The following is a 25641-nucleotide window of genomic DNA, read 5'->3' as shown; positions in this document are numbered from 1 at the left end:
TGCACTTCTGGAGTGGTCGACATGGAGAGGGATCAGACCGCGACGCGGCGCGGAGCCTTCCGGGCGGGCGCGGTGGCCGCAGGCCGCGACGGTGTCTCCAGGCACTGCGTCGCGATCTCGAGGCTGGCGACGCCCTCGTCGCCGGTGACCGCCGGCGTCTCGCCGTTGCGCACGGCCTTCAGGAACGCGATCAGTTCGGCGCGCAGCGGCTCGTCATGGCCAACCGGAAGATGCCGCATCGAATAGCTGCCATCCGGCTTGAAACCGAAGCATTCGGTGACCTGGCGCGTGAGCAGATCGCCCATCACGTATTTGCCGCGGGTCGCGACCGTGACGCTGCGCGCCTTGAACGGCGTCAGCCAGTTGGTGTTGATGTGGGCGAGCACGCCGTTGGCGGTGCGGAACTGCAACAGCGCGATGTCCTCACGCTCGGCGACCGCGCTCGACAATTGCGGCTGAACCTCGACGATGTCCGATTCGGTGAACCAGCGGATCAGATCGATGTCGTGCACGGCGAGATCGATGACGACGCCGACATTGGACATGCGCGGCGGGAACGGGCCGACGCGCGTGATCGCGATGGAGAGAATGTCCTCGCCCGCGATGGCCTGCTTGACCGCGGCGACCGCCGGATTGAAGCGCTCGACATGGCCGACCATCAGCGTCACGCCGGCCTTCCGAGCCGCGGCGACGATGTCGCGGCCCTCCTCCACTGTGGATGCGATCGGCTTCTCGACCAGCACGTGAATGTTCTTGGCGATGCAGGCGAGCGCGAGCTCGTGATGCAGATGGGTGGGAGCAGCGATGGTGACGGCATCGACGCCTTCGGCGAAGAGCTGGTCGAGCGTCTCGAAGCTTTCGCAATTGGCAAGTTCCGTTGCCCGCGTGCGATGTGCCGGCGAGGGATCGACGACGCCGACAAGGCTGATGCCGGGGAGCCCCGCAAGCACCCGCGCGTGGTTGCTGCCCATCACGCCGGCGCCGATCACGCCGACGCGCAAACCGGCCTTTGCCGGCGCAGACCCTTTCGAACTCATCTGAGCAAACCCCGATTCAACCCAAATCCCCGGCGCCTCTCCTAGCACGGCCGCCACATTTGTGGCGAATGCGGAACTGGCAGTCCGGACACGATTTGATTCAAAAAGTTACACGTTCCCCGGGCCTTAAGCCGCACAAGATACCGCCTTCGCGGCCCGGGTCGCGTGATTCGGAGCTTGCTGGTTACGACCTTTGATAGTCGTCTTCAATCCGGATGATGTCGTCTTCCCCGAGATAAGAGCCGGTCTGGACCTCGATCAGCTCCAGCTGGATCTTGCCGGGGTTCTCCATCCGGTGGACGGCGCCCATCGGGATGTAGATCGACTCGTTCTCGTGGACCGTCTTCACGGTCTCGTTGACGGTGACCTGAGCCGTGCCGCGCACCACGATCCAGTGCTCGGCGCGATGATGGTGCTTCTGCAGCGATAACCGCCCGCCCGGCTTCACCACGATGCGCTTGACCTGGTGACGCTCGCCATTGTCGACGGACTGATAGCTGCCCCAGGGCCTGTGCACCTTCAGATGCTCCTCGGTGACCTTCGGCGCGACCGCCTTCAGCTTGGTCACGAGGCGCTTCAGGCCGTTGGCATCCTTCTGGCGCGAGACCAGGATCGCGTCGGCAGTGGCGACCACGACAAGATCGTCGACGCCTTCGAGCGCAACCAGCGCGGAATCGGTAGTGACGTTGCAGTTGCGGGAGTCCTCGAACACGGCGGTGCCATGCGCCGCATTGCCTTGCGCGTCCTTCTCCGACAGCTCCCACACCGCGAGCCAGGAGCCGACGTCGGACCAGCCGCACGACACCGGCACCACGGCCGCGCGCGCGGTCTTCTCCATCACGGCGTAATCGATCGAGATCGCCTTCGCCGAACTGAAGGCCTGCGGCTCCAGCGTGACGAAGCCGAGATCGCGGCCGGCATTGTTGACGGCGCTCGTGACGGCCTCGACACTCGCAGCATCGACCCTGCGATATTCGTCGAGCAGCACGCTGGCGGGAAACATGAAGTTGCCGCTGTTCCAGAGATAGCCCGAATTGACGTAGTCGGATGCCTTCACCGCGTCCGGCTTCTCGACGAAGCGCGCAACCGCATGCACCTCGCCGGAAATCACCTCACCCGGATTGATGTAGCCGTATTCGGTCGCCGGCCGCTCCGGCTTGACGCCGAAGGTGACGATGCGCCCGGTGCTCGCGGCTGCAAGGCCCTCGCGGCAGGCCGCGACGAAGGCCGCATTGTCCTGCACCACGTGGTCGGCGGCGAGCGCGAGCACGATCGCTTCGCTGTCGCGGTTCTGCGCGAACACCGCGCCCGCGGCGATCGCGGGGCCGGAATCGCGCCGCATCGGCTCGAGGAGCACGTCCGCCTCGATGCCGATCTCTGCGAGCTGCTCCAGCACCACGAAGCGATAGGCCGCATTGGTGATGACGATCGGACGATCGAACAGCGAGGGATCTGACACGCGCAGCAGCGTGTCCTGGAACGTCGAGCGTGTGCCGAAGAGCGGCAGGAATTGCTTGGGGCGCACTTCGCGCGAAGCGGGCCACAGCCGCGTGCCGGCACCGCCGCACATGATCAGGGGGATTATGCGTTTGTCCATCGTGATCTCAAACCTTGAAGTAGTCGCGATACCAGGTGACGAAATTATGGACCCCATGCTCGATCGGCGTTGACGGTGCAAAGCCGGTGTCGCGCATCAAATCCTCGACATCCGCGAACGTTTCCAGCACATCTCCCGGTTGCATCGGCAGCAATTCTTTGATCGCCGTCCGGTCCAGCTCCCGCTCCAGAAGACCGACGACGTGCATCAGTTCCTCCGGATGATGATTGCCGACATTGTAGAGCTTAAACGGCGCATTTGCGGCAGCCGGATCGTCCGCAGGCACAAGATCGACCAGCTTGGATACGACTCGGGTCACATCATCGATATAGGTGAAGTCGCGACGCATCTTGCCGTGGTTAAAGAGCCGGATCGGCCTGCCGGCCATGATGGCGTTCACGAACAGAAACATGGCCATGTCGGGCCGGCCCCACGGGCCGTAAATGGTAAAGAAGCGCAGTCCCGTGACCGGCAGGCGATAGAGGTGGCTGTAGGACTGCGCCATCACCTCGTTCGCCTTCTTGGTCGCGGCATAGAAGCTCACGGGGTGATCGGTACGGTCCGCAACCGCAAATGGCAGTTTTGTGTTGGCGCCATAAACGGAGGATGACGAGGCGTAGACGAGATGACGACAGCCGTTGTTGCGGCAGCCCTCCAGCACGTTGAGAAAGCCGTGGAGATTGGAATCAGCGTAGGCGTGCGGCTGCTCGATCGAGTGGCGCACGCCGGCTTGCGCCGCCAGGTGCACGACTTTGGCAAAACGATGTTGCGCGAACAGCGCCGCCATCGTCTCGCGGTCGGCGAGATCGGCCTCGACGAAGGAGAAGCCGGAGTCGTCCCTGAGCAGGGCGAGCCGCGCTTTCTTCAGCGCCGGATCGTAATAGCTGTTGAGATTGTCGAGCCCGACGACGGAGCGGCCTTCGCCGAGAAGCTGGCGGGCGACGTGGAAGCCGATGAAGCCGGCCGCCCCCGTCACCAAAATCGCCTGATCCGTCATCCTGTTCCCCTGGGGTTCCTGGCCCGGGCCTGTTTAGCCGCCCCCTCGACGGGGTCGCAATAGGCCCTCCGGCCTCGTGAGCGCCACCTCTTCACGCTCCAACGACGGCTATTGCAAGATCGGCGCCAAAACCATACCAAAGCGACCGAATTCGGCGCCTCGCGTCGGGTTGCCTCAAATCTTCGCAAACCCTGTCATGCGGACGAGATGCGCCGAATCCTGCTGTCGACGGCCAAGATCATGATTTCCGCGGCGCTGCTCTATCTGGCGCTGCGCAAGGTCGATCTGTCCGAATTGTTTTCGCGCTTCACCGTGACCAGCCTGCTCTGGATCGGCGTCGCGATCGCGGTCACGTTCCTCCAGCTCTTCGTCGGCGTGCTGCGCTGGCGCGAGATCAGCGCGGTCTGCGGCGCGCCGCTCGAGCTCGGCCGCGCCATGCGCTACAACGTGATCGGCTCGTTCTTCAACCAGACCCTGCCCTCGGCGATCGGCGGCGATGCGGTCCGGCTGTGGCTGGTCGCGCGCGCCGGCGCCGGATGGCGTGCGGCGACCTACTCGATCTTCGTCGACCGCGCGATCGGCTTGATCGCGCTCGCGATCGTCATCGTCGCAAGCCTGCCCTGGAGCTACACCCTCATCACCGATCCGCACGGGCGCTCGGCGCTGCTGCTGATCGACCTCCTGGCGCTCGCCGGCGGCCTCGGCTTCCTGATTTTCGGCGCACTGAAATGGCGCTGGCTGAAGACCTGGTGGGCGACGCATCACATTCACGCCTGCGCCGTCATCGCCAACCGCGTGATCTTCAGCCGCACCCGTGGGCCGATCATAGCAATCCTCTCGGTCCTCGTTCACGTGCTGGCCGTCGTCATCGCCTGGTGCGTCGTGCAGTCGATCGCGGCCCCGGTCCGCTTCAGCGACGTCTTTCTGCTCGTGCCGCCGGTGATGCTGATCACGATGATGCCGATCTCGATCGCCGGCTGGGGCGTGCGCGAAGCCACGATGAGCCTTGCGTTCGGTTTCGCCGGGCTTGCCCCCAACGAGGGCGTCAACGTCTCGCTGCTGTTCGGCGCCGTGTTCTTCATTGTCGGCGCATTCGGCGGACTGGTCTGGATCCTCAGCGCCGAGAAGGCCGCGCAAGGGTCGGCTCCGATCGGAGTGCCGGAGTGAGCCTGGCCGCCGATGCGCTCGCCGGCGCGCCCTTGCTGCTTGCTCTTGCGATCGCCGCACTGATCTCGGCACTCGTCACCTGGATCAGCCGGCCCCTGCTCCAGCGCTATGCGCTGGCGCGGCCGAATGCCCGGTCCTCGCATCGCATCCCGACCCCGCAGGGCGCGGGCATCGCGGTGATCGCCGCGACGCTGATCGTCGCCTCGCTCTGGGCAGCCTCGGCCAATGTCGCGATCCCGCCGGCGCTGGTTGCTGCGACGGTCGTGATCGCGCTGGTCGGCTTCGCCGACGACATCGTGTCGCTGCCGGTGCTCGTGCGGCTGGTGCTGCAGGCGGCCTGCGTCGGTGCAATCGTGTTCACAGCGCCCGAGACCGCGCGCATCGTGCCGGCGCTGCCGCTTCCGCTGGAGCGCGGCCTCATCGTCCTTGCCGGAGTCTGGTTCGTGAACCTCGTCAACTTCATGGACGGGCTCGACCTGATGACGGTGGCGGAAGTCGTGCCGGTCACCGCTGCGCTGCTGCTGCTCGGATGGCTCGGCGACCTCTCATGGCCGGCCGTGCTGATCGCCACGGCGCTGTGCGGCGCCATGCTCGGCTTTGCGCCGTTCAACCGTCCCGTCGCAAAGGTCTTCCTGGGCGATGTCGGCAGCCTGCCGATCGGCCTCTTGCTCGGCTGGTGCCTGCTGGAGCTCGCCTTTCGGGGCCAATCGGCCGCGGCGCTGCTGTTGCCCGCCTATTATCTTGCGGATTCCACCATCACGCTGTTTCGGCGCATCATCAGGCGCGAGCCGTTCTGGTCGGCTCACCGGACGCACTTTTATCAGCGCGCAACCGACAACGGATTCACGGTCAAGCGGGTGGTCGGCGAGACGTTCGCGCTCAATCTCGTGCTGGCCTTGCTCGCCATCGCCACCGTCCGCGCCGGCTCGACGGCGATCACGATCGTCTGCTTGTTCGCGGGCGCGGGCGCGGTCGCACTCGTGCTGCGGCGCTTCGCCCGCGCTCAGGGATCCTGAACCGCGAGCGCGCGCTGCAACCCCTCGTCCAGGGAGACCTGCGGCTGCCAGCCGGTCGCGAGCGCCTTGGAGATATTGAGCTCGAGCGAGCCGATCAGGCTGTCATGCGTATCCTGCCGCCCCATCGCGCTGAGCAGCGTGGAGAGCAGGCGCAGCGGCACGCCGAACAGACGCGGGCTCTTGCCGGACGCGGCGGCGAGGCGCCTGATGAATTCGGGCGTCGAGACCTGTTCCCTGTCGGCCACCAGGAAGATCTCGAAATTGCTCGCGGGATCGGGATGGCCGAGCCGATGCAGGACGAACGACGAGAGGTTCTGCACGGCAAGGAAGGCGCGCTGGTTGCCGATCGCCGCAAAGGGCAGCGGCAGCCCCAGGCTTACCGCACGCGTCAGCAGCGCGAAATTGCCCTTGGCACCCGCGCCATAGACCAGCGGCGGCCGGATCACCGAGATCTTCATGTCGCTCTCGCGCGCCAGGCTCCTCAGGCCAGCCTCGGCCGCGGCCTTGGACATGCCGTAGAGGCCGCGCGGAGTCAGGACGTCGTTTTCGCTGAAGGGTGCACGGCCTTCATTGCTGCGGCCGTGAACGAGAACGGTGCTGATGAAGATGAATTGGCGCACGCCGGCCGTCGCCGCGCAGCGCGCCAGATGCAGCGTGCCGGCGATGTTGACGTTGCGGTAGAGCTGGACGGCGTGCTCCTCGTTCTTGTGGTGCACCCGCGCGGCGAGATGGATGACGGCATCGACGCCTTCCAGCGCAGCATGCCAGTCGGTCTCGGGACCGATCGATTCGATCAAGGCCTCGCCGTCGACGCCTTCCGGACTGCGGACCGCGCGGCGGACCGACCACCCCCCGCGCACGAGCGCCGGCACGAGATGACGGCCGACGAAGCCGTTCGCTCCCGTCACCAGCACGATCGGCCTGCGCTCGCTCATCGTTGCTCCGAAAGATCGGGGTTGCGCAATAATTCGTCGATCAGCGCGGCATAGGCGTTCATCGCGGTCGTTCTGTCGAACCGCGACGCCGCCTTCACCGCGCGCGCCGCCATGGTGCCGTCGTCGGAACGGGACGCGGCGCGGATCGCTTCAGCGAGCCGATCGGCGCGGCCCGGCGGCACGACCCAGCCGAGCCTGCTCTCCACGACCGTCAGCGCGGCCTCCGCCTCCGGCTCGGACACCAGCACCACGGGACGGCCGACCGCCAGCAGATTGTAGAACCGGCTCGGTACCGACACCCCGGCAACGTTCTTCCGGTAGGGAATGATCCAGAGATCGGCAGCGGCCAGAAACGCTTCGAGCTCGCCATCCTCGACGCGCCCGACAAAGGAGACATTGCAGAGGTTCGCCGCCGCCTGCAACTGCTTCAGCCGTTCGAAGCCGATGCCCCATCCGGACAGCAGGAAGTGAATGTCCGCCTCGTCCTTCAGGAGCCGCGCAGCCTCGAACACGACCTCCGGGTCATGTGTGAAGCCGAGATTGCCCGACAGGCCAACGATGAAGCGCGCGGAGAGCGCCTTGCGGAACGGATTGTCCGGCGTGACCGGCCGGGGCGCCGGCACCAGCGTCGCCCAGTTCGGAATGAAGCGGATCTTGCTCCGCCTCATCCCGGAATAGCTGAGCAGCGGCCGCTCCGCGTCTCGTCCGATGGTAATGACGGCATTCAGCGCGCGGAACATCAGGCTGTTGGCGGCGCGCATCGTCCGCGTCACGAACGAGCCGGGCTTCAGCAGGCCCGCCATCACCAGCACGTCGGGAAAGAGGTCGTGCATGATCAGTGCCGAGCGCGCGCCCTTGACCCTCGCTGCCGCCGCCACCGCGTACGGCAGCATGAACGGCGCGGTCACGGTGAGCACGACGTCTCCTCGCCTCAGCTCCCGCACCAACGCGAAGAACGTGCGCGCCGCGAACAAAAGCTCGGAGACACCGCGCCGCACCAGCGCCGCCTTGCCTGCCATGCGGTTCCTGATCATGAGGACGCGCGGCTTGCCCGGGTCAGTCTGCGCGGCCGGCAACGCGCCCGGCGAGCCCGAGAGCACGAGGACCTCATGCTCGATGGCGAGACGGCAGGCGATCTCGGCCATGATCGCCGCCGTCGTGCTCGGATCAGGCGGATAATGCTGGCTCGCGACGACGATCTTGCCGGAGGGCTCCATGGTCAAGCCGCGGTCGACCCGAATTCGGGCACCGCATCCTTCAGGATGGTCCTGATGGTGGCGCGATCGTCGCGCGCGATCGCCTGCTCCAGCGCCGCGATCCATTTGCGCAGCGTCTGCATCGGCGGTTCATTCGGCTGCGCGGCCATGATCCCGGCGACGCCGATCTCGCGGGTCGGCTCCTCCGAGGCGAACAGGATCTCGTGCAGGCGTTCGCCCGGCCGCATGCCGGTGAAAACGATCTCGATGTCGTAGCCGGGTTGCAGTCCGGAAAGGCGGATCATGCGCTCGGCGAGATCGACGATCTTGACCGGCTGGCCCATGTTGAGCACGTAGACCGAGACGTCGGGACGCTGCGTTCCGAGCGCATGTGTGGCCGCGGTAATGACGAGATCGCAGGCCTCGCGGATGGTCATGAAGTAGCGGACCATGTCGGGATGCGTCACCGTCACCGGGCCGCCGGCCTCGATCTGCGCCTTGAATTTCGGCACCACCGAGCCGTTCGAGGCCAGCACGTTACCGAACCGGACCGAGATCAGCCGCATTGGCGGCTTGCCCCCGCGCACCCCGGCTGCGAGGTCGTGATCCAGCGCCTGGCAATACATCTCGGCAAAACGCTTGGTCAGGCCGAGCATCGACACCGGCTCGATCGCCTTGTCGGTCGAGATCATCACCATCGCCTCGGCGCCGGCCGCCACGGCGGCATCCGCGACGTTGATCGAGCCGAAGATATTGGTCTTGACGCCTTCGCTCCAGTCGCGTTCGAGGATCGGAACGTGCTTGAGCGCCGCGGCGTGGAACACGATGTCCGGCTTGAACTCCGCCATCAGGCGCATGATGCGCTCGCGGTCGCGAATGTCGGCGATCCGCCCTTCGATCTCGGCTGCCGCTCCGTGCGCGACGAGCGATTCCGTGATCGCATAGAGCGCCGGCTCGGAGTTTTCCACGATCAGGAGCCGCGCCGCGCCGAAGGCGACGACGCGCTCGCAGATCTCCGAACCGATCGAGCCGCCGCCGCCGGTGACGATCACCGCCTTGCCGTTGATCAGCGCTTCCAGGCGCCCATAGTCGATCCTCTCGCTCGGCCGCAGCAGGAGGTCCTCGACCGCGACGGCCGTGAGCCGCGGCGTGTCGCCGCTCTCGAGCGAGGGCATGCGGTTGACGATCACACCCAGCTTGCGCGCCCGCATCAGGATCGATTCCGGATGGGCCTCCGGCTCGAATGCCGACGGCGTCATGACGAGGCGCGCGATCGGCTTGTTGCGCTTGGCGAAGTCGGCGATGACGTCCTCGACGTCGTCGATGCCGCCCAGCACCGGCACGTTGCGGATGAACTGGCCCCGGTCGGAGCTCGACGGCGACAGCACGCCGACCGGCCAGATGCGCTTGATCGCCCCGCTCTCGATTCCGCGGAGCAGCACCTCGGCATCCGCGGCGCGGCCGATCAGCAGCGTCGGCGCGGCATCCTCGGTCCTCGCATGACGGCGCACTCGCGTATAGCGGAAGTAGCGGTAGGCCATGCGCAGGGCGCTGAGGAAGGAGATCTCGAGAAACCAGTAGAGGACGATCGTCACCTTGCCGAGAAAAAAGGCGCCGCGGACGTTGGGGGAAACGAAGATGTAGTCGAGCACGAGCAGCGTGACGGTCAGCACGGTCGCGACGCGGATGATGTTCAGCGCGTCGGGCAGCGAGATGAAGCGCCACTTCGTCGTGGTCAGGTTGAAGATGAAGAACACGACCACGCTGAAGGCGAGGAAGTAGGGCAGGATCTGGAACAGCAGGGGCAAGCGGTCGAAGAAGCCGTCGCCACCCTCGAATCGCAGATAGAAGGCGGCAAAAAGCGCCGCCGTTGTCGCCAGCAGGTCGTGGAGCGCGATCAGGAAATTGCGCAAGGTGAGATGCGAAAGTCGCGTCATCCGCCGACCGATGGAAACCCAGTTAGATGCAACCTGACCGCGCTGATAGCCCATCTGGACAAGACTTGCCAGCCGCGCGACCGCTCAGGAACCGGCTTCCCCCATCTTCGCCCCGGCCTGTTGTGCGCGGATCACCATGCCGCCGGCGACGCCGACGCCGATGACGTACATCCAGCCCTCGTGGAAGTCGAACAGATGCGAGTTGAAGAGCGAGGTGAAGACGTTCTGCACCACGACCAGGAGCCCGATCCAATGGGCAAGCCCGTCGCCGCGAAACAACAGCAGATGCAGGATCCAGATCGCGTAGAGGATGATGATCCCGATCACGCCCCATTGCACGGCGACGTTCAGCGTCTGGTTATGGGGGTTGCCAACCACTTCGGCGGAGGCCTGGTACAGGCCGCTGGGGGTCGCGACGCGTTCGAACAATCCACGGGTCGAGCCGGTGCCGTGTCCCACGATCGGGGCCTCCGCGAAGAAGCCGAGCGACTTCCGCCAGAATTCGAGCCGCAGACCCAGCGAGGTCGGCTCGCCCTTTTCCACATAGCGCGTGTAGTCGTCGGAAAACCGCTCGGCAGTATGTCGCAATTGCGGCGATATCTGCCAGGCGAGAAAGGCACCGGTGAGAAGCGCGGCGGCCAGGATCCCAATGTTGCGCCATTTGAGGTGAAGCAGCGCGAACACGCCGAACATGATGGGGATGGTGACGAGCGCGGTGCGCGATACGACGACGAAGGCCATGTTGACGACGAAGCTGAGCGCAAGCGCGGTGAGCAGCCCGGCGAACCAGTAGCGCTTCTCGCGCAGCAGCATCACGATCGGATAGGCGAGCGCGACGGCGCAGAGCGCGAATTCCTGGCTCTGGTCGATATAGTTCTTGACGAAGATGCCGCGCTCCATGGGATCGGTCTTGAGCGTGAGGTTCGGATAGAAGGCGACCAGCCAGGACATCACCGACAACAGGGCGCAGGATACCAGGAAGGCGACGAAGACCCATTGGCCGCGCGGCGAGCGCTCGAAATGGTAGAGCAGGACCGGCAGCACGAGCAGCTTGACCGTCGGGTTGACCGCATAGAAGCGCGCGCCCCACGACGCATCCGACCACAGCGTCCCCGCCAGCGCGAGCAGCACAAGCGCGATCGGCGCCACACAGATCGGACGCTTCAGCGATTCCAGGAAGGCGCGCACGTCGAGGAACGGCACCATGCAGAGCAGCATCAGCGCGTTGAATATCCCCGCGAGCGACGTCGACCAGGGCAGCGAGGCCGCGGTCAGGATCGCAAACAGATCGACGGTCTCGCGCCAGGCTGCCGGGCTGCGCAGGCGCCGCCTCAGCATCTGGCCGGAGGTCTCCCGGACCAGCGCCGTCACTTGCCCCCTCCCCGGGCGCGATGAACCAGCGCCGTGGTGCTGAAGCCCTGGAGAATGTCCACCAGCACGACCGTTCCGCCGGCGGCCTCGACGACCTCGTGGCCGACGACCTGCTCGCGGGTGTAGTCGCCGCCTTTCACCAGCACGCCCGGCTTGATCCTGGTGATCAGGTCGATCGGCGTGTCCTCCGCGAAGATGACGACGAGATCGACCGCCTCCAAGGCCGCGAGCACCTCGGCGCGCGCGCGCTCGTCCTGCACCGGACGATCGGCGCCCTTCAGCCGGCGCACCGAGGCGTCGCTGTTGAGTCCGACGATCAGGCGATCACAGGCGGCGCGCGCCGCGGTCAGCACCTTGACGTGACCGGGATGAAGGATGTCGAAACAGCCATTGGTGAAGCCGACGCGCTGGCCTTGCCTCTTCCATTCGGCGAGCTGGGCATCGAGCGCGGCCGGATCGAGCACGATCTTCTCCTCGGCCGCGAGAGTGGCGTGCGGCAGGATCTTTCGGCGCAGCTCGGCCGCGCTCACGCTGGCGGTGCCCTGCTTGCCGACCGCGACGGCGGCGGCGGCATTGGCCACGCGCAGCGCCGTATCCCAGTCCGCGCCGGCCGCAAGCGATACTGCGAGCGCGGCGGCGACGGTGTCACCGGCACCAGAGACGTCGCGCACCTTCACCGGGAAGGCCGGAACGTGCACGGCCGCTCCATTGCGCGGCACCAGCGTCATGCCGTGCTCGCCTTGCGTGACCAGGATCGCCTCGCAGTCGGCGAGCCGCATCACGTCCTCGCTGGCCTCGACGATGCTCTGCACCGTCTCGGCACGGCTGCGGGTCGCTTCCGAGAATTCCTTGCGATTGGGCGTGAGCAGCGTGGCGCCGCGATAGATCGCCCAGTTCAGGCTCTTGGGATCGACCACCACCGGCTTGCCGTGCTTTCGTGCGGCATTGATGGTGTGGCGGATCACGCGCGCGGTCAGCACGCCCTTGGCGTAGTCGGACAGCAGCACGATGTCGGCGCGCACGATCTGCGGCAGGATCGCGTCGATCAATCTCGTTTCGATGTCATCGGAGGCAGGCGCCGCCTGCTCCCAATCTGCGCGCAGCATGTGCGTGGAAAAATGCTCGGAGACGAAGCGGGTTTTTCGCGTGGTCGGCCGCGAGGGATCGCACACCAGAACGCTTTCGATGCCGGCTTGCCCACCCAACGCCGATGCCAGCCGCCTGCCTGCATCGTCCTCGCCGACGAGGCCGACGAAGATGCAGCTCGCGCCGAGCGAAGCGACGTTGCGCGCGACGTTGCCGGCGCCGCCGATGTGAATCTCGCTGTGCTGGGCGACGATGACCGGCGTCGGCGCTTCCGGCGATATCCGCGACACCTCGCCATAGACGAACTCGTCCAGCATGATGTCGCCGATGCAGAGAACCGTGCGGCCTGAGATGGTTTGCGCGAGCGCGTCGAAATCGAGAATGGGGGTCGCCATGATCAAGGGCCTCAGCGGAAACGGTCGGGCCGGTCGAGATGATTCCCGACATAGGCTTTCACCGCGTCCTCGAGCGTCGTGAAGCCGCCGTTATAGCCGGCGCGGCAGAGGCGATCGACCTCGCTCTGGGTGAAGTACTGGTAGCTGTTGCGGATGCTCTCGGGCATGTCGATGTATTCGATGTTGGGCCTGGTGCCGAGCGCGGCGTAGGCAGCCAGCATCAGATCCTTGAAGCTGCGCGCCTTGCCGGTGCCGACGTTGAACAGGCCGGACACCGACGGCGTCGCCAGCAGCCACATGACGACGCGCACGACGTCGTCGACATAGATGAAGTCGCGGCGCTGGTCGCCGTCTTCGATGCCCTCGCGATGCGACTTGAACAGCTGCACGACGCGGCCGGCTTTGACGTCGTCGAAGCGCCGCGCCAGCACGCTCATCATCGAACCCTTGTGGTATTCGTTGGGGCCGAACACGTTGAAGAACTTCAGCCCGGCCCATTGCGGCGGCAGCGGATGACCGTTCGCCACGCGACCGGCGACCGCGAGATCGAACATGTGCTTGCTCCAGCCGTAGAGATTCATCGGCCGCAATTTCTTCAGTGCCGGTAACGAAGCGTCGTCGCCGAAGCCGGCCTCGCCGTCGCCATAGGTCGCGGCCGAGGAGGCATAGATGAACGGCACCGCGTTCATCGTGCACCAGTCCAGGAGGCGCATCGACAGGCGGAAATTGGTCTCGAACACGAGGTCGCCGTCGGTCGCGGTGGTCTCGGAAATCGCCCCGAGATGGATCATGGCGTCGAGCTTGCGGCCCGTCAGCCAATCGGGCAGCTCGGCCGGGGGAACGATATCCACAAGCTGCCGCTTGGCGAGGTTGCGCCATTTGCCCTCGGTGCCGAGCAGGTCGCAGACCGCGACGTCGCTGCGGCCGGCCTCGTTCAGCGCGGCCACGACATTCGACCCGATAAAACCGGCCCCGCCGGTCACCAGCAACATTCCAACTACCTGCCCGATTTTCTTAATGCCCGGCCCTGCCGTAGCGCATGATCCACCAAAGTGTAAGCGGTTTTGGGATCGTTGCTTCTGCCGGCTTTACCTGCCGGCCGGGAGCGGCTACCGAACCGCCAACCGCAGCACGATTTCAGTCTAATAACGAATGAATATTGATTCGCAACTTGTTGGAGATGCAGACCGGAGCGATACCCGCCCGATCCTGATCATTCCCTACATGTGGATCGGCGACTTCGTGCGAAATCACACCGTGGTGCGGGTCCTGAAGGAGCGCTGGCCCAACCGGCCGGTCGATCTCCTGACCACGTCGCTGTGCGCCCCCCTGATCGACTACATGCCCGGCGTGCGCGAGGGCATCGCTTGGGACCTGCCGCGCGGCCAGCTCGCAATTGGCCGCCAGTTCGGTCTGGGAAAGCTCCTGCGGAAGCGGAACTACGGCACCGCCCTGGTGCTGCCCCGGACCTGGAAGGCGGCCATTGCGCCGGCCTTGGCCGGTATTCCTGAACGGGTCGGCTTCGTCGGCGAGTTTCGCTTCGGCCTCATCAACCGCTGGCGCTGGGGCGAGAAGAAACTGCCCCGTTTCATCGACAAGAACGCTGCCCTGGCCCAACCGGACGGCGCGCCCCTTCCCCCCGAATGGCCGGTGCCGCAATTGCGCGTCCCGGCCGAGGAGATCGTCCGCTGGCGCCAGGCCAACGGCCTCAGCGCCGGAACCGCCGTGGCGCTCGCCCCGGGGTCGGTCGGGGTCTCAAAGCGCTGGACCTATTATCCAGAGGCCGCGCGGCTGCTGGTCGAGCGCGGGTTGGAGGTCTGGGTGGTCGGCGGCCCCGGCGAGAAGGGGCTCGCCCAGGAGATCGCCGCCGCCGGTGGCCTTGGGGTGCGCGACCTCACCGGCACCGATCTGCGCAACGGCGTGCTGGCCATGGCCGCAGCCGGCGTCGCGATCTCCAACGATTCCGGCCTGATGCACATCGCAGCCGCCCTGGGCACGCCCACGATGGGGATATTCGGTCCCACCAGCCCCTACCTTTGGGCCCCGCTGAACGGCCTCGCCGCGACGGTGGTGCAGGACCAGGAAGTGCTGTCCTGCCAGCCTTGCCAGAGCACGATCTGCAAAATGAACGACCACAGGTGCATGCGGAACATCGCGGCAGCGGACGTGGTGGGGATCGCGGAGCGGGTGCTGCGAGAGGCGGAGGCAAGGCGATGACGTGAAGCGACCCGGGCAGCGCCGATGGTCGCATCATGCCGGTGTTTTGCCCGACAAGTCAAAACGGAATTCGAAAAATCCGCAATGAAATCGACGCTCCCGCCAAGTCATTGATTTTGTTGACCCCGGCTACTGTGCATGGGGTTGTTTTCGCAGTCTTGTTTGCGACCGGCGAAAACCGCGTCAGAGCAGCGGCCGATAGACCTCGCCGATCCGAGCGGCTTCGGCATCGAGGCTGAAGCGTTCGAGCACCCGTGCTCGCCCCCGCTCGCCCATCGCCGTCGCAGCGGCCACATCGCGCATCATCGGCTCGAGCGCCGCGGCGAGCGCGTCGGCATCACCCGTCGGGATCAGCACACCGGTGACGCCATCCTCCACCACGAGTTCGGCCGCACCGGCACGTGCGGCGACCAGCGCGCTGCCGGCCGCCATCGCCTCGATCAGGGTCAGGCCGAAGCCTTCGTTGCGCGAGGTGAAGGCGTAGATCGTCAATCGCTGATACCAGCGTTGCACCGCTTCGATCGGCAGCTCGCCGGTGATGACGATGCGCGATTGCAGCCCGGCGGCTTCGATCCGCCTCTTCAGGTCATTGGCAAAGCCAGTCTGTTCCGGCGTGACCTGACCGACGATGACGGCGGTGAAATCGGGATGGCGCGGCAAGAGGCGGCACATCGCATCGACGAACACATCGGTCCCCTTCTGCGCCCGCACGCGGCCGAAGCAGCCGATGGCGTAGCGGCCCGGCAGCGCGGCTTCCGCGAAGGCCGCGGCCCGATCGGTCGGCGGCGCGTAGACGTCGGTGTCGACGCCGTGCGGGATCACCGTCGCGTTCACTTTCAGGAACGAGGCCGAGATGTCTGATGTCGCGATGATCGCGTCCATGCGCCGGATCAGCCAGCGCGTGATCCAGCTATGATGCCGCTGCGCCGCCGAGGTGAACACGAGTTTGAGCGGCAAGCCGAGCGCGCGCAACACGACGCCGGCGATCATCTCGTTGTTCCGGCGCGCATGCCAGATCACGGGCCGCTTGCGGCGCCACAGCTTCAGAAGATCGGCAACGCTCAGCCGAGCAATTCCCTCCGGCGCGTCCGAGCCGAACCAGGCGGCGCGGTACAGTTTCGCCAGCCGCGGCGCCACCATCCGGTTGGTCGCGGTGACCCCGGAATAGCGCCTGTGCAGATTTGGCACGATCACGTCGAGATCATCAGGGGAATTCGCCACGTCATGCTCCGTTTCGCAAAGTCCCTATACGCAACATTAAGCATAGTGACCAGTTCAGCCGCGCCGATACCCCCTCTTCACCACGCAAACGCTAGTTTCGCGCGTTGATCGAAGACGGGTGAGATCATGACTGTGCTAGTCACCGGCGGCGCCGGCTACATTGGAAGTCACACGGTCCTGGCGCTGGCGGAAGCCGGCGAGGACGTGGTCGTGATCGACGATCTCTCCACCGGTTTCTCCACTTACCTGCCCGAAGGCGTGCCGCTGTTCATCGGCGATGCGGGCGATGAAAACCTGCTCGAAGGTGTGATCGCCCAGCACGACATCGAGAGCATCATCCATTTCGCGGGCTCGGTCGTCGTGCCGGATTCGATGCGCGATCCGCTCGGCTATTACCGCAACAATTTTACGACCGCGCGCAATCTGCTCAATGTCGCCGTGAAGCGCGGCATTGGCCGCTTCATCTTCTCCTCGACCGCCGCCGTCTACGGCAATCCGGACCAGGTGCCAGTGCCCGAGCACGCGCCGACGCGGCCACTGTCGCCCTACGGCTCGTCGAAGCTGATGACCGAGATCATGCTGCATGACGTCGCCGCCGCCTACGGCATGCAATACGTGACATTGCGTTACTTCAACGTCGCCGGCGCCGATCCGCAGGCCCGCATCGGGCTCGCCACCGCCGGCGCCACGCATCTGCTCAAGATCGCGGTGGAAGCCGCCACCGGGCAGCGCGCCAAGATCGACGTGTTCGGCACCGACTATCCGACCCCCGACGGCAGCTGCATTCGCGATTTCATTCACGTCACCGACCTTTCGCAGGCGCATCGTTCGGCGCTCGCCTACCTGCGCAATGGCGGCGCCTCCACGACGCTGAATTGCGGCTATGGCCGCGGCTATTCGGTGCTGGAGACCATCGACGCCGTGCGCCGGGTGTCGGGACGCAGCTTCGCCGTGCAATACGCCCCGCGCCGGCCCGGCGACATCATGACCATGGTCGCCGACACCAGCCGCATCCGCGGCCTGCTCGACTGGCGGCCGCAATATGACGACCTCGAGACCATCGCGGCGCACGCGCTGGCCTGGGAAGACAAGCTGTACCGCGAGCGCGACGGCGACCTCCGCCACGCCGCTTCGGCCTAGAATCATCCCAAGCGCAAGCCCTCAATTGGGCTTGAAAAACCCGGCTTGAGCGGGCACAGAGGCCCATCGATCCCTGACGCGCGGGCAGGCTTTGTCCCGCGCCGTCAATGGACACCGGATGGCCCAGTTTCCAAAGAAAATTACCGACGATCCCTACGCGGCGGCGGTCCTGATTCGCCGCCTGGTCACGGAACAGGGCATCGTCTACTGGCGGCGCTATCTCGTCGCCTTCGCGCTGATGGCGCTGGCCGCAGGCGCGACCGCAGGCGCGACCTATGTGCTCGGCCAGGTCATCAACCAGGCCTATGTGGACAAGAACATCCCGGGCATCGCTATGTTCTCGGGCATCACGGTCGTGTTGCTGTTCATCAAGGGCGTGGCGACCTACGGCCACATGGTGATACTGACCAAGATCTCGAACGCCATCCTCGCCACCAACCAGCGCCAACTGTTCGCCAAGCTGATGCGCGAGAGCGTCGGCTTCTTCTCCGAGCGGCACTCCTCCGAATTCCTGGCGCGCCTGACCGCCGGCGCGAAATCGATCACCGACGTCCTCAACATGCTGGTCAACGCCGTCGGGCGTGACCTCTTGATGCTGCTCGCCATGATCGGCGTGATGGTGTGGCAGGACCCGCTGATGTCGTTCATCGGCCTCGTCGCGGTGCCGCCGGCAATGCTGGTGCTGCGCAGGCTGGTCAAGCGCATCAAGGGCCTCGCCTACAACCAGTTCACCGGCACCGCCGACATCATGGAGACGATGCAGGAATCGCTGCAAGGCATCCGCACCGTCAAGGCGTTCACGCTCGAAGAGACCATGCAGAAGCGCATCGACGAGAATATCGCGGTCGTCGAGCGCAACGCCAACAAGATGGCCCGTGTCGCCAACCGTTCCAACCCACTGATGGAAATGCTCGGCGGCTTCGCGGTCGCCGGCTGCCTGATGTATGGCGGCTATGCCGTGGTCGCGCTCAACGCCACGCCCGGCGCGTTCTTCTCTTTCATGACCGCGTTCCTGATGGCGACCGAGCCGGCCAAGCGGCTGGCGCGGCTCAACATCGACCTCAACAGCCAATTGGTTGGTGCGCGCATGCTGCTCGAAGTCGTCGACAGCCCGGCGAGCGAAAAGTCCGACGACGACAAGCCGTCGCTGAAGCTGTCAGATGCCCGCATCGAGCTGCGCGACGTCAGCTTCTCCTATCGCAACGGCGAGACCGTGCTCAACCGCATGAGCTTCACGGCCGAACCCGGCAAGGTCACCGCGCTGGTCGGCCCCTCCGGCGGCGGCAAGTCGACCGTGCTGGCGTTGCTCTTGCGCTTCTACGAGGTGACGCAGGGCGACATCGTGATCGACGGCCAGTCGATCTCTTCGGTCTCGCGCAAATCGCTGCGCGCGCAGACCGCCTATGTCGGCCAGGACGTCTATCTGTTCCGCGACACCATCCGCAACAACATCGCCTTCGGCCGGCCGGGCGCGGGCGAGGACGAAATCGTCGACGCCGCCAAGGCCGCCTGCGCGCATGATTTCATCATGAGCTTCCCGCTCGGCTACGACACGCCGGTCGGCGAGCACGGCACGCAGCTCTCCGGCGGTCAGCGCCAGCGCATCGCGGTTGCGCGCGCGCTGATCAAGAACGCGCCGATCATCCTCCTCGACGAAGCCACGGCCGCGCTCGATTCGGAGTCCGAGCGGCAAGTGCAGGAGGCGATCGAGCATCTCTGCCAGAACCGCACCACCATCGTGATCGCGCATCGTCTGCACACCATCATGCACGCCGACGCCATCCTGGTCGTCGAGGGCGGCGAGATCGTCGAGCAGGGACGGCATGACGATCTGCTGCGCCGCTCCGGCCGCTACGCCTCGTTCTTCCGTCTGCAACACCACGGTTCCGGCGCTCTGGCGCCGATCAGTGCGACCGCATAGAGTTCGTTCCACCTCAAGAGCAGCGAGACCCTGCATGAACGCCGCCCCCTACGTCATCCCGCTTCCGCCCCAGGCTTCGCTTCCCGTCGCCGGAGAGAGCGGCCGTTATCCTGTGCGCCGCATCTGGTGCGTCGGCCGCAATTATCTCGAGCACATCCGCGAGATGGGCAATGACGAGCGCGCCCCGCCGTTCTTCTTCGCCAAGCACGCCGACATGCTGGTGCCCGACGGCGCCACCATTCCCTATCCGCCGCTGACCAAGGACCTGCATCACGAGGTCGAGCTGATCGTCGCGATGAAGAGCGGCGGCCTCAACATCCCCGCCGACAAGGCGCTGGACCACGTTTACGGCTACGCCGTCGGCATCGACCTGACCCGCCGCGATCTCCAGATCGCCTCGCGCAAGAAGGAGCGTCCCTGGGAGATCGGCAAGTCGTTCGACTATTCGGCGCCCTGCTCCGCGGTGCAGCCGGCCTCGAAGATTGGTCATCCTTCCAAGGGCAAGATCTGGCTGACGGTCAACGGCAAGGAAGCGCAGAAGGGCGACCTCACCGAGCTGATCTGGAACGTGCCGGAGATCATCTGGCAACTCTCGCAGCAGGTGAAGCTCGCCGCCGGCGACATCATCATGACCGGCACGCCCGCCGGCGTGTCGCAGCTCCAACCCGGCGACAAGCTCGAATGTGGCGTCGACGGCGTCGGCACGCTGAAGGTGAGCATCGGCCAGCCCGAGTAGCCATGCGGCGTTTCAAATCGAAAGGCCCGGCTCTGTCCGGGGCCTTTTGCATTTCGATCACCCTGCGCTCATCTACCGGGCCCTCACCGGCCGGTTGGCGTGGCTTGCCTGCGGCACACCGCGGTTGAGCGACATGTGGGAATGCACGCACAGCCAACCGTCGGCATTCCTGGCAAACACCATGGTGGCCCGGCCTGGACGTGGAAACGCGCTGCCATCGGGATGATAGCCGGTGCTCGTCCATGGCGCGATCACCGTCGCCATCATGCCGTCAGCGGACGCCAGAACGGACGTCTGTTCCAGGACGAAACGAAAGTCGGTCGTCTTCGGCCAGACGTTGTCCCATTGCGTCGCGACCCATTGATCGAGGCCCGGGATGACATCGTTGTGCGTGCCGAAGGCCAGCACGTCCGGATGGAAGAGCGGACGCGCCGCAGCATAATCGACCTCGCGGACATGGCCCGCGAAAGTCTCCAGCCAGCCGCGAAAGAACTGCAGGATTTCCGTCTTCGCGACCGGCAAGGAGCTCATCGCACCGCTCCGATCACCGCAACGCCGACAGCACGATGAGACCGAGGATCAGCGCCGTCAGCGAGTATTTCAGCGTGTAGTAGACGTTCCGATTCCACTCCTTCACCTTGCGGCTGGCGAGATGGATCTCGTAGAGCTTGCCGAACACCTTGTTGAGAACGCCGACGTTCTCGCCGTCGACATTCTGGGTCGCCGACGCCTTGACGATGTGGTGGCTGACCCAGCGGTTGATCGCGGTCATGAAGCCGAACTTCATCGGGCGCTCGACGTCGCAGAACAGGATGATGCGGTTGACGTCGGTCGCATTCTCCGCGCTGTGGATGAACGTCTCGTCGAACATGAAGGCTTCGCCGTCGCGCCAGACGCATTCGACGCCGTCGACCAGGATCCGGCACTTGTTCGAGTTCGGTGTGACGAGGCCGAGGTGATAGCGCAGCGAGCCGGCGAAGGGATCGCGATGGGCGCCTAACTTGCCGCCCGGCGGCAGCATCGCGAACATCGCGCCATGCACGCTCGGGATGGAGTTGAGAAGATCCACCGTCTTCGGACACAGTGTGCGTGCCGAGGGCAGGAAGTCGTCGTACCATTTCAGGTAAAAGCGTTTCCAGCCGCTCTTGAAGAACGAGTAGAAGCCCCAGTCGTTGTTCTTGGCGGCGGCGCGGATGAAGCCTTCGTCGAACAGCCGGACGGCCTCCTCGCGAATCATCTCCCAGTTCTCGCTGAGCGGCTTCAGCTCGGGAAACTGATCGACCGAGATCACCGGCCTGTTCGGCACGGCCGAGCCCGCATACATCAGTACATTGTAGGGTGCGAGGTAGGTGGAGTGATCGCCGAGCTGGCGCGCGAAGCGCAGCCGTTGCTTGCCGCGGAAGTGAACGTAGATCGTCGAGGCCGCCAGCACATAGAGAATGACAAGTTGCGGCGCAAAAAGCTGTTTCAGCATTTCCCCAGTTCCCGAGTGAACCCAGCCGGGGACGTCATCTACTCCCGCCCGGTTCGAGCGACAAGATTTTCACCGGGGGGTTGCAAATCGCGTTGGGGAGAACGCACAGAGGAACCTGGGCCGATAGGGCCGGAACCGCCCGATCAGGCCCGGGACAGAGCCTGAAGGCCCTTGAAGGTCAGGCGCTTGGGATCGGTGATGCCAGCGAGATAGAGACGGCGGATGAAGGCGATGACGGCATCGCGGTCGCAATCGGTCAGCGCGACGACCGCGTCCACTGCGATTCTCTGGGCTTCCATTGGGCTTACCTCGGCCTTACGAGTAACCCCGGCCGAGACAGGCTAGGACTCATCCGTTAAATCGGCGTTAACCGTTTTGGAACCATCGCCGATTCAGCCCCGCCGCCGTATACGCAAAATAACGCATTGCGGGGGCGCGAAGCGGTTCAGCGCGCCTTGATGCTCTCCTTCAGCAGCGCAAACTGCTTCTTCAGCCGGGGCACCGCGAAGTCGGTGAAGGCCCGCACCTTCGGCACTGAGAGCCGGCCCTGCGGGCAGATCAAATGCGCGGGCATCTCCGGGTCCTCGTCACCGGCCAGCACGATCTCGAGCTCGCCGCGCGCGACCTGCTCGGCCACCTGGTACGAATACATCCGCGCCACACCGCGTCCGGCGACGGCAGAGGCCACTGCCGCATAGGTGCTGTTGACGAGGAGCCGCGGGGTGAATTGCACCGAGCGCGGCACCGATGAACCCGCCTGCGGCGCGAAGGTCCAGGAATTGGGCAGATGTGCCATGGCGACGATCTGGTGCTTGGCGAGATCGCCGGGCTCGGCGATGCGCGGATGCTGCTTCAGATAGCGCGGCGCTGCCACCACGACACGGCTGATCTCGCCGACCCGCATGGCGATCATCGCCGAATCCGCCAAGGGACCGATGCGAAGCGCGACGTCGATGCCCTCCTCGATCAGATTGACCGCGCGATCGAACAGCAGGAGCTTCGACGACACGGTGGGATACGCATCGAGAAATGCATCGAGGATCGGCCGCAAGACCATCTCCCCCGAGACCACGGGGGCCGTGATCGTGAGCAGGCCGCGCGGCGCCGTGCGCGGTCCAGCCGCGATGTCGTCGGCTTCCTCGAGCTCGGTGAGCACTCGGCGGCAGACCGCGGCATAGCGCTCCCCCTCCTCGCTCAGCTTGATCGAGCGCGTGGTCCGGTGCAGCAGTTCGGCGCCGACGCGTTCTTCCAGAAAGGCGATTGCCCGGCTCACCGCCGCCGGCGAGCGGCCGAGCTTGCGTCCTGCGGCAGCCAAGCTGCCCTCGTCCACTGCCAGAACGAACACTTTCATCGCATCCAGGCGATCCATTTGCTTTCCGTCGCACCCTGAGCTCCCGCTCGCAGGCTAGGCGTCCGCCGCAATCTCGACAACTACCGCCGGGCGCCGACCCCGCATTCGTTCGCGCGGCGAAAGAGTGTCTGCCGGACAGCGGATATTCGCGCCCGGGCCGCCGCGGCGTACCTCAGCACGCAAGCCAGCCGCTGCTGGCGCAGGTTCTCAAAGCCAACAACAGGAGCCCATCATGGGTATCGAGCAGAAGGTCGCCATCGTCACCGGTGCATCCCAGGGTATCGGTGCGGGCCTGGTCCAGGGTTTTCGCGATCGCAACTACCGCGTCGTCGCCACGGCGCGCTCCATCAAGCCGTCGGGCGACGACGACGTCCTCGCCGTTCCCGGCGACATCGCCGACCGTTCCACCGCAGAGCGCGTAGTCTCGCAGGCGCTCGCCCGCTTCGGCCGGGTCGACACGCTGGTCAACAACGCCGGCATCTTCGTCGCAAAGCCGTTCACGCAGTACACGGCCGAGGACTATGCGGCGGTGATGGGAACGAACGTCGTGGGCTTCTTCAACATCACGCAGCTCGCCATCGCCGAGATGGAGAAGCAGGGGTCCGGCCACGTGGTGCAGATCACGACCACGCTGGCGGATCAGGCCAATTCCAACGTACCATCTGTGCTGGCCTCGCTGAGCAAGGGCGGGCTGAACGCTGCGACCAAATCGCTCGCAATCGAATATGCCAAGCGCGGCATCCGCGTGAACGCGGTCTCACCCGGCATCATCAAGTCGCCAATGCATCCGGTCGCGACGCATGCGCAGCTCAGTGCGCTGCACCCGGTCGGTCACATGGGCGAGATGTCCGACATCGTCGATGCGGTCCTCTATCTCGAGGGGGCCTCCTTCGTCACCGGCGAGATCCTGCATGTCGACGGCGGCCAGAGCGCCGGCCATTGAGACGAGGAGAAGCACGATGCCCATCGTCACCATTCAAGTCACCCGCGAGGGAACGACGCCGGGAGCGGCGTCGCTCACTGCGGCGGAGAAGGCCGCGCTGATCAATGGTTCGAGCCAGCTCCTGCTGGACGTGCTCGGCAAGCCGCTCGATTCCACCTTTGTGGTGATCGAGGAAGTGGACACCGACAATTGGGGCTGGGGCGGCCTGCCGGTGCAGGAATTCAGGCGCCGCCGCGCGGCCCGGACCGGATGATCCGCGCCCCCTTGCCCGCAGGAGGATGACATGACCAAGCCAGACACGAAGCGACACGTTGATACTCGTCCCCAACCGCGGCGGGCTCGGCCTCACGAACAACCTGCTCGCGCTCACCACGCGCACGGCATAGAGGCCAGCGGCGCGATCACGAATATTGCATCACGCCGTCGTCAATCCGGCCGAAGCGCAGGGAAACGATGTCGAGCGCATAGTTCTGGTACAGCCGCCAGGGCCGCTTTGAGCCTTGTTTCGGCATCTTCGCAATCGAGCGCTGCACGTAACCCGAGGTGAAGTCGAGCGAAGGCTGAAGAGAGACATCCGGGTCGTCGTTGTGCGGCATGCACTGGCGGAAATTGTGCCGGTCCATGTAGTTGATGAGCCGGCAAACGTACTCGCAGGTGAGATCGCATTTCAGCGTCCAGGACGCGTTGGTGTAGCCGAAGGCTGAGGCCATGTTCGGCACGTCGGCATACATCATGCCCTTGTAGGTCAGCGTACTGGCGAAATCGACGACGCGGCCGTCGACACTGATCTCGAGGCCGCCGACGACCTGGAGCACCAGCCCGGTCGCAGTGACGATGATGTCGGCGGCAAGCTCGCGGCCGTCCTTCAGGCGGATGCCCTCGCTTGTAAACGTGTCGATCTCGCTGGTGACGACGCTGGCGCGCTGCTCGCGGATCGCCTTGAAGAGATCGCCGTCAGGCACGAGGCACAGCCGCTGGTCCCAGGGGTTGTAGCGCGGCGTGAAATGGGTCGCGACGTCGTAGTCGGGGCCGAGCGCCATGCGGACGCCGTCGAGGATGAGGTCCCTCACCTTCGCGGGCCGGCGCCGGCTGAGCTGGAAGAAGAACATCCCCCACATCACGTTGCGCCAGCGGATCAGATGATACGCAAGCCGTGCCGGCAGGTTGCGGCGCAGCTTGTTGGCGAGGGGATCCTGCGCCGGGCGCGACACCACGTAGGTCGGCGAACGCTGGAGCATGGTGACCTGCGCGGCCTTCTTGGCGAGTTCCGGCACCAGAGTCACCGCGGTCGCGCCGGAGCCGATCACGACGACGCGCTTGCCCGCGTAGTCGATGTCCTCGGTCCACTTTTGCGGATGCACGATCCGGCCGGCGAAATCCGGCGTGCCCTTGAACTCCGGCGTGTAGCCTTCCTCGTATTTGTAGTAGCCCGAGCACAGAAACAAGAAATTGCAGGTGAAGCGCACCATCTCGATCGCCCCCTCGCCCGTCATGCGCTCGGCCTCGACGGTCCAGCGTGCATCAGGCGTCGACCACGACGCGCGCTTGACGCGGTGACGGAAACGAACGTGCTTCTCGATGCCGTTCTCGCTCGCTGCTTCGCGCACATAGTTCAGGATCTGCGGACCGTCGGCGATCGCCTTCGGATCGGTCCACGGCTTGAAGGAATAGCCGAGCGTGAACATGTCGCTGTCGGAGCGGATGCCGGGATAGCGGAACAGGTCCCAGGTGCCGCCGATACAGTCTCGGCCCTCGAGGATGACGTAGCTCTTGCTGGGGCACCTGGTCTGAAGATGATAGCCCGCACCGATGCCGGACAAGCCGGCGCCGACGATCAGCACGTCGAAATGTTCTGGTTGCATGGTTTCCTCCGCCACCGACAATTGTCCGCTCCTCGCTGCTGG

General features: G+C 65.3%; 23 protein-coding genes. 8 read left to right on the top strand and 15 right to left on the bottom strand.

What is annotated here, in order from left to right; genetic code table 11:
* Positions 1–32: 32 nt before the first annotated feature.
* From ACYCVF_RS04860 to ACYCVF_RS04850, 3 genes are all read right to left on the bottom strand, one after another.
* On the bottom strand, positions 33–1037 hold the full coding sequence (locus tag ACYCVF_RS04860) for a Gfo/Idh/MocA family oxidoreductase (RefSeq protein ID WP_459597442.1): 1005 nt from the start codon (positions 1035–1037) through the stop codon (positions 33–35).
* Positions 1038–1221: 184 nt separating this feature from the next.
* A complete protein-coding gene (locus ACYCVF_RS04855) occupies positions 1222–2634 on the bottom strand; it encodes a mannose-1-phosphate guanylyltransferase/mannose-6-phosphate isomerase (RefSeq protein ID WP_459597440.1) in 1413 nt (470 codons plus the stop codon).
* 7 nt (positions 2635–2641) lie between these two features.
* On the bottom strand, positions 2642–3631 hold the full coding sequence (locus tag ACYCVF_RS04850) for an SDR family NAD(P)-dependent oxidoreductase (protein ID WP_459597438.1): 990 nt from the start codon (positions 3629–3631) through the stop codon (positions 2642–2644).
* A gap of 207 nt (positions 3632–3838) precedes the next feature.
* On the opposite strand from ACYCVF_RS04850, the gene ACYCVF_RS04845 reads away from it, so the two are divergent.
* Both ACYCVF_RS04845 and ACYCVF_RS04840 read left to right on the top strand, forming a co-directional pair.
* Positions 3839–4798: a lysylphosphatidylglycerol synthase transmembrane domain-containing protein gene (locus ACYCVF_RS04845; RefSeq protein ID WP_459597436.1), complete on the top strand. Its 960-nt coding sequence runs from the start codon at positions 3839–3841 to the stop codon at positions 4796–4798.
* Positions 4795–5814, top strand: coding sequence for an MraY family glycosyltransferase (locus tag ACYCVF_RS04840; protein ID WP_459597434.1), 1020 nt, complete (start codon positions 4795–4797; stop codon positions 5812–5814). Before ACYCVF_RS04845 ends, ACYCVF_RS04840 begins: the two co-directional genes overlap by 4 nt.
* Here the strand turns inward: ACYCVF_RS04840 and ACYCVF_RS04835 are convergent.
* The 6 genes from ACYCVF_RS04835 to rfaD form a co-directional block, all read right to left on the bottom strand.
* On the bottom strand, positions 5802–6749 hold the full coding sequence (locus ACYCVF_RS04835) for an NAD-dependent epimerase/dehydratase family protein (protein WP_459597432.1): 948 nt from the start codon (positions 6747–6749) through the stop codon (positions 5802–5804). The genes ACYCVF_RS04840 and ACYCVF_RS04835 overlap by 13 nt on opposite strands.
* Positions 6746–7966 (bottom strand): glycosyltransferase family 4 protein, encoded by a 1221-nt coding sequence (locus ACYCVF_RS04830; RefSeq protein WP_459606496.1) that lies wholly within the window; start codon positions 7964–7966, stop codon positions 6746–6748. The genes ACYCVF_RS04835 and ACYCVF_RS04830 overlap by 4 nt, the downstream gene beginning before the upstream one ends.
* 2 nt (positions 7967–7968) lie before the next feature.
* Entirely contained in the window at positions 7969–9882 is a 1914-nt protein-coding gene (locus tag ACYCVF_RS04825; RefSeq protein WP_459597430.1) for an SDR family NAD(P)-dependent oxidoreductase, read from the bottom strand.
* 84 nt (positions 9883–9966) lie between these two features.
* Positions 9967–11253 (bottom strand): O-antigen ligase family protein, encoded by a 1287-nt coding sequence (locus tag ACYCVF_RS04820; RefSeq protein WP_459597428.1) that lies wholly within the window; start codon positions 11251–11253, stop codon positions 9967–9969.
* The gene (gene rfaE1, locus ACYCVF_RS04815; RefSeq protein WP_459597426.1) at positions 11250–12734 is read right to left on the bottom strand and encodes a D-glycero-beta-D-manno-heptose-7-phosphate kinase; all 1485 of its coding nucleotides are present in this window, start codon (positions 12732–12734) and stop codon (positions 11250–11252) included. Before rfaE1 ends, ACYCVF_RS04820 begins: the two co-directional genes overlap by 4 nt.
* A gap of 11 nt (positions 12735–12745) precedes the next feature.
* Complete coding sequence (gene rfaD, locus ACYCVF_RS04810) at positions 12746–13726, bottom strand: ADP-glyceromanno-heptose 6-epimerase (RefSeq protein ID WP_459597424.1); 981 nt, start codon at positions 13724–13726, stop codon at positions 12746–12748.
* A 160-nt stretch (positions 13727–13886) separates the two neighbouring features.
* On the opposite strand from rfaD, the gene waaF reads away from it, so the two are divergent.
* Positions 13887–14951, top strand: coding sequence for a lipopolysaccharide heptosyltransferase II (gene waaF, locus ACYCVF_RS04805; RefSeq protein WP_459597422.1), 1065 nt, complete (start codon positions 13887–13889; stop codon positions 14949–14951).
* A 183-nt stretch (positions 14952–15134) separates the two neighbouring features.
* Here waaF and ACYCVF_RS04800 read toward each other — a convergent pair whose 3' ends face one another.
* Positions 15135–16172 carry a glycosyltransferase family 4 protein gene (locus ACYCVF_RS04800; protein WP_459597420.1) on the bottom strand — a complete coding sequence of 346 codons (1038 nt, stop codon included), beginning with the start codon at positions 16170–16172 and terminating at the stop codon, positions 15135–15137.
* Between the two features lie 126 nt (positions 16173–16298).
* On the opposite strand from ACYCVF_RS04800, the gene galE reads away from it, so the two are divergent.
* The 3 genes from galE (at position 16299) to ACYCVF_RS04785 (ending at position 19969) form a co-directional block, all read left to right on the top strand.
* On the top strand, positions 16299–17312 hold the full coding sequence (gene galE, locus ACYCVF_RS04795; RefSeq protein WP_459597418.1) for a UDP-glucose 4-epimerase GalE: 1014 nt from the start codon (positions 16299–16301) through the stop codon (positions 17310–17312).
* Positions 17313–17430: 118 nt separating this feature from the next.
* Positions 17431–19233 carry an ABC transporter ATP-binding protein gene (locus ACYCVF_RS04790; protein WP_459597416.1) on the top strand — a complete coding sequence of 601 codons (1803 nt, stop codon included), beginning with the start codon at positions 17431–17433 and terminating at the stop codon, positions 19231–19233.
* Positions 19234–19267: 34 nt separating this feature from the next.
* Complete coding sequence (locus ACYCVF_RS04785) at positions 19268–19969, top strand: fumarylacetoacetate hydrolase family protein (RefSeq protein ID WP_459597414.1); 702 nt, start codon at positions 19268–19270, stop codon at positions 19967–19969.
* Between the two features lie 72 nt (positions 19970–20041).
* Here the strand turns inward: ACYCVF_RS04785 and ACYCVF_RS04780 are convergent, their stop codons facing one another.
* The 4 genes from ACYCVF_RS04780 to ACYCVF_RS04765 form a co-directional block, all read right to left on the bottom strand.
* Positions 20042–20500 carry a YybH family protein gene (locus tag ACYCVF_RS04780; RefSeq protein ID WP_459597412.1) on the bottom strand — a complete coding sequence of 153 codons (459 nt, stop codon included), beginning with the start codon at positions 20498–20500 and terminating at the stop codon, positions 20042–20044.
* A 13-nt stretch (positions 20501–20513) separates the two neighbouring features.
* Positions 20514–21443: an aspartyl/asparaginyl beta-hydroxylase domain-containing protein gene (locus tag ACYCVF_RS04775; protein WP_459597410.1), complete on the bottom strand. Its 930-nt coding sequence runs from the start codon at positions 21441–21443 to the stop codon at positions 20514–20516.
* A gap of 143 nt (positions 21444–21586) precedes the next feature.
* The gene (locus ACYCVF_RS04770) at positions 21587–21742 is read right to left on the bottom strand and encodes a hypothetical protein (protein WP_197433550.1); all 156 of its coding nucleotides are present in this window, start codon (positions 21740–21742) and stop codon (positions 21587–21589) included.
* Positions 21743–21888: 146 nt separating this feature from the next.
* Entirely contained in the window at positions 21889–22812 is a 924-nt protein-coding gene (locus ACYCVF_RS04765) for a LysR family transcriptional regulator (RefSeq protein WP_459597407.1), read from the bottom strand.
* A gap of 214 nt (positions 22813–23026) precedes the next feature.
* Between ACYCVF_RS04765 and ACYCVF_RS04760 the strand changes: the two genes are divergently transcribed.
* Positions 23027–23737, top strand: coding sequence for an SDR family NAD(P)-dependent oxidoreductase (locus ACYCVF_RS04760; protein ID WP_459597405.1), 711 nt, complete (start codon positions 23027–23029; stop codon positions 23735–23737).
* A gap of 16 nt (positions 23738–23753) precedes the next feature.
* Positions 23754–23990, top strand: coding sequence for a tautomerase family protein (locus tag ACYCVF_RS04755; RefSeq protein WP_459597403.1), 237 nt, complete (start codon positions 23754–23756; stop codon positions 23988–23990).
* A 148-nt stretch (positions 23991–24138) separates the two neighbouring features.
* On the opposite strand, the gene ACYCVF_RS04750 is transcribed toward ACYCVF_RS04755, so the two are convergent.
* Positions 24139–25599, bottom strand: coding sequence for a flavin-containing monooxygenase (locus ACYCVF_RS04750; protein WP_459597401.1), 1461 nt, complete (start codon positions 25597–25599; stop codon positions 24139–24141).
* Positions 25600–25641: the final 42 nt, after the last annotated feature.

It is taken from the genome of Bradyrhizobium cedriense, assembly GCF_054602315.1.
This window is presented reverse-complemented; position numbering and strand designations above follow the sequence as displayed.